Annotated in this window: 3 protein-coding genes; 2 read left to right on the top strand and 1 reads right to left on the bottom strand. The window is 66.1% G+C overall.

Features of this window, described 5'->3' with window-relative positions; genetic code table 11:
• Nucleotides 1–400 (top strand): L-histidine N(alpha)-methyltransferase (locus I5M_RS10805; protein ID WP_031336049.1); only part of this gene is annotated, 400 nt, incomplete at its 5' end.
• Nucleotides 401–532: 132 nt separating this feature from the next.
• Here the strand turns inward: I5M_RS10805 and I5M_RS10800 are convergent.
• Nucleotides 533–1,267: a hypothetical protein gene (locus tag I5M_RS10800; protein WP_022721419.1), complete on the bottom strand. Its 735-nt coding sequence runs from the start codon at nucleotides 1,265–1,267 to the stop codon at nucleotides 533–535.
• A gap of 204 nt (nucleotides 1,268–1,471) precedes the next feature.
• Between I5M_RS10800 and uvrA the strand changes: the two genes are divergently transcribed.
• On the top strand, nucleotides 1,472–3,997 hold the full coding sequence (gene uvrA / locus I5M_RS10795; RefSeq protein WP_031336048.1) for an excinuclease ABC subunit UvrA: 2,526 nt from the start codon (nucleotides 1,472–1,474) through the stop codon (nucleotides 3,995–3,997).
• The last annotated feature ends 229 nt before the right edge of the window (nucleotides 3,998–4,226 follow it).

Raw genomic sequence — 4,226 nt, 5'->3', positions numbered from 1 at the left:
GATCATCGGCATCGATTTGGAAAAGAACGAACGCGTGCTGGAAGCCGCTTATGACGATGCCGCCGGCGTCACCGCGCGGTTCAACCTCAACGTTCTCAAGCGGATCAACGCCGAACTCGGCGGTGACGTCGATCTCGGCGCGTTCGGTCACCGCGCCATCTACAATCGCGCCGAGCACCGCATCGAGATGCATCTGGTCAGCCGACGCGATCAGACCGTCCGCCTGTTCGACCACAGCTTCAGTTTCCGCAAGGGCGAAACCATTCACACCGAGAACAGCTACAAATACAGCTTGCCCCGCTTCACCGCGCTCGCCGCAGGCGCCGGCTGGCGCTCGCTGCGCTGCTGGACCGATGCGGCGGGGATGTTCTCAGTGCACGCGCTGGAAGCGGTGGACTAACTACGTTTTCACTAGTCTTCATGACGTCGTCATGGCCGGGCTCGTCCCGGCCATCCACGTTCTTGGCGTCGCTAGCTCTACTGCGTGGATGACCGGCCCAAGGCCGGCCATGACGGAGACCGCGTGACTTAACTAAGCAGGTGGAGACTCCGAAGGTGCAGCTACCCGCGCCGCACTCCGCCCTTTGGCCTCGTCGGCGCATTTGGCGACGTGGACTTCGCGGTTAATGACTTGCAGGTTGGGCAAGCCCCAGTAGCCGAGCAGCTCCGGCCACGGCGCGTCGCGGTGCTGGCGCCAGACCTGGAAAAGCGGCACCTGATGATCGACCTCCGAGGTCTTCAACAAGCGCCGGTTGGTCTCGCGGCAGCGGCGGCCCTGCAGCTTGCGGAGCAGCTTGGCATGAGCGCTCGGCGCATTCCAGAGCTGCCAGGCGACCACACAGGCGCTGTGCCAGGTCGCGTTCTTGTTCGGCCCGACGTCCCACAGATCGGCGTGCCAACCGAAGCGATAGACCGGCTGGCCGCAGACGCAGCAGAAGCCGTCTCCCTTGGAAAAGGCCTTCTGGCGATACGGCGCCGGCGGTACGCGGAAGCTACTGGGCAAGCCCGAGTCCGGATCGCCGCCGACCTGCCAGCGCCATCGCTCCGGCGCGCCGCTGCGGGCGGCGAGTGCCCGCGCCAGCCGGTCGGCTCGCAGCGGATGCGCGCGCCAGTAGCCGTCGATCGCGACCCGGAGTGTTGCCGGCGCCCAAGAACAGTTTCGCGCTCGCACCAGCACGGCCTGCGGAAACGCGTCCGGCAGCCGCTTGCTCAGCCGCGCCAACGCCTGCGCATTGGCCTTCGCCTTCTCGTCCCGCCAGTTGGACAATGGTCTCTCCGCCGCTCCGACCGTGCCGGCGTGCCGTAAAGCTTCGGTTAAGGCCGAAGGAGCCCGTGTGCGAAGGCTGACCGCATCGGCACCTGCAAATGACTTAGCCGATAGCTCGGCGAAATGCCGATCGCCATGCCAGCCCATAGCGCCGGGAACTCACTGTCGCAGCAGGGCTTGGTCCGGCGCGAGGAACAGGAATCCATGGGCGCGAAAGCGAAAGCTGAATCTTCAACCATCTCACGCGAGCCGGAGGGATTTGTCCGCGTCCGCGGGGCTCGCGAACATAATCTCAAGGACGTGTCGCTCGACATCCCGCGCAATGCGCTGGTGGTGTTCACCGGGGTGTCGGGATCGGGGAAATCCTCGCTGGCGTTCGGGACGTTGTATGCCGAGGCCCAGCGCCGCTACCTCGAGTCGGTGTCGCCGTATGCAAGGCGGCTATTCCACCAGATGCAGGTGCCGGACGTCGATCAGGTCGAAGGATTGCCGCCTGCGGTGGCGCTGCAGCAGCAGCGCGGATCGCCGACCACGCGGTCGTCGGTCGGCAGCGTCACCACCTTGTCCAATCTTCTGCGCATGCTGTATTCGCGCGCCGGCGACTATCCGCGCCACCAGCCCCTGCTCTATGCCGAGTCGTTCTCGCCCAACACGCCGGAGGGCGCCTGCCCGAATTGCCACGGCATCGGACGCGTTCACGAGGTCAATGAACGCAGTCTGGTCCCCGACGACACACTGACGATCCGCGAGCGGGCGGTCGCGGCCTGGCCGACGGCGTGGCAAGGACAGAACCTGCGCGATATCCTGGTGACGCTCGGCTATGACGTCGACAAGCCGTGGCGCGAGCTGCCGAAGAAGGATCGCGACTGGATCCTGTTCACCGACGAGCAGCCGACGGTGCCGGTCTATGCCGGCTATAACGCCGCCGAGACGCGCCGCGCGCTCAAGCGCAAGGAGGAGCCGAGCTACATGGGCACCTTCACCGGCGCCCGCAAATACGTGCTGCAGACCTACGCCACCACCCAGAGCGCGATGATGAAGCGCCGCGTCGCGCAGTATCTGTCGAGCGATGACTGCCCGGTCTGCAACGGCAAGCGGCTCAAGCCGGAAGCGCTGTCCGTCAAGTTCGCCGGGATGGACATTGCGGAGATCTCACGCCTCTCGCTCAAGCAACTCGACGCCGTGCTGCGGCCTCGTCTCGACATCGGCGCCGCCAAGGGCAGCGAGGATCACCCGGAGAAACTCCTGGTCGCGCAGCGCATCATCGAGGACCTCGCGGCGCGGCTCGAGGTGCTGCGTGACCTCGGCCTCAGCTACCTCACGCTGGAGCGCAGCACGCCGACGCTGTCGCCCGGCGAATTGCAACGGCTGCGGCTGGCGACGCAGGTCCGGTCCAATCTGTTCGGCGTCGTCTACGTGCTCGACGAACCATCGGCCGGACTCCATCCGGCCGACACCGAGGCGCTGCTGCGGGCGCTGCGGCGGCTGAAGGCCGCCGGCAATTCGCTATTCGTCGTCGAGCACGAACTGGATGTCGTGCAGCAGGCCGACTGGACCGTCGATGTCGGCCCCGGCGCCGGCGAGCAAGGCGGCCAGATCCTCTACAGCGGAAAGCCGCAAGGGCTTGCGCAAGTGAGCGCCTCGCAGACGCGGCGCTATCTGTTTGCCGACAGCGTCCGGCCGGACAAGGCGGTGCGCGCGCCGAAGGGCTGGTTGAAGCTGCGCGGCGTGACGCGCAACAACCTCGACGGTCTCGATGTCGATCTGCCGCTGGGTGTCCTCACAAGCGTCACCGGAATCTCCGGCTCGGGCAAATCGAGCCTGATTACTCAATTTCTCGTCGACGCGGTCGGCGATCGGCTGGGGCAGCTCCGCGAAGCCGATCCGGACGAAGCCGGACTCGACGAGAACGTGGAAACGCTGGGCGGCGAAGTCACCGAAGGTCTGGAGCACATCAAGCGCCTCGTCGTCGTCGACCAGAAACCGATTGGGCGGACGCCGCGGTCAAACCTCGCCACGTACACCGGATTGCTCGATCACGTGCGCAAGCTCTTCGCAGCGACCAAGCAGGCGCGGGCCCGGAAATACGATGCGGGGCGTTTTTCGTTCAACGTCGCCAAGGGACGCTGCGAGACCTGCGAAGGCGAAGGCTATGTCTGCGTCGAGCTGCTGTTTCTCCCGAGCGTCTACGCCCCCTGCCCCACCTGCAAGGGCGCGCGCTACAACGCCAAGACGCTCGAGATCAAGATCCGCGACAAGTCGATCGCCGACGTACTCGGCATGACGGTCGACGGCGCGTTCGAATTCTTCAGCGATCACGACGCCCTGCGTCGGGCGCTGAGCGTGCTGCGCGAGGTCGGGCTCGGCTACATCCGGCTCGGCCAATCCGCAACCGAACTGTCCGGCGGCGAGGCCCAGCGCGTCAAGCTGGCCACCGAACTGCAGCGCGCGCAGCGCGGTGGGACTCTCTACGTTCTCGACGAGCCGACCACCGGGCTGCACCCGTTCGATGTCGAGAAGCTCGCGAGCCAGCTTCACGGCCTCGTCGATGCCGGCAACACGGTCATTTTGGTCGAACACGACATGTCGGTGGCCGCCGGCAGCGACTGGATCGTCGATGTCGGCCCCGGCGCCGGCGACGAAGGCGGCCGCATCGTGGCGTTCGGCCCGCCGCAGAAGGTCGCGGCGTCGGGAAGCCGGACGGCGAAATATCTCGCCAAGGCGCTCTGAAGGCGGCGCGGCGCGCGGGTCATTACGTCTATGGCGCGAACCACCCATAGGGGACCACCAGGATGTATCGGGCGCTGAACTGTTTCTTCCGAAATCGTCAGACCGGCGACATCACCATCGCGCAGATGCCCAACCTGATCTTGTGGGTCGTGATCGTCGCGGCTGCGGCGCGGCTGATCGCGCCGGCCTCCGGCAACTGGCGCTCGCGCTCACGCTCTGTGACGCGCTC

Origin of the sequence: Rhodopseudomonas sp. B29, from assembly GCF_000333455.1 — a bacterium.
Classification (GTDB): domain Bacteria; phylum Pseudomonadota; class Alphaproteobacteria; order Rhizobiales; family Xanthobacteraceae; genus Rhodopseudomonas.
This window is presented reverse-complemented; position numbering and strand designations above follow the sequence as displayed.

Excerpts from the sequence above, each read along its gene's own strand:
- uvrA (WP_031336048.1), top strand. The coding sequence starts at position 1,472 with ATGGGCGCGAAAGCGAAAGCTGAATCTTCAACCATCTCACGCGAGCCG.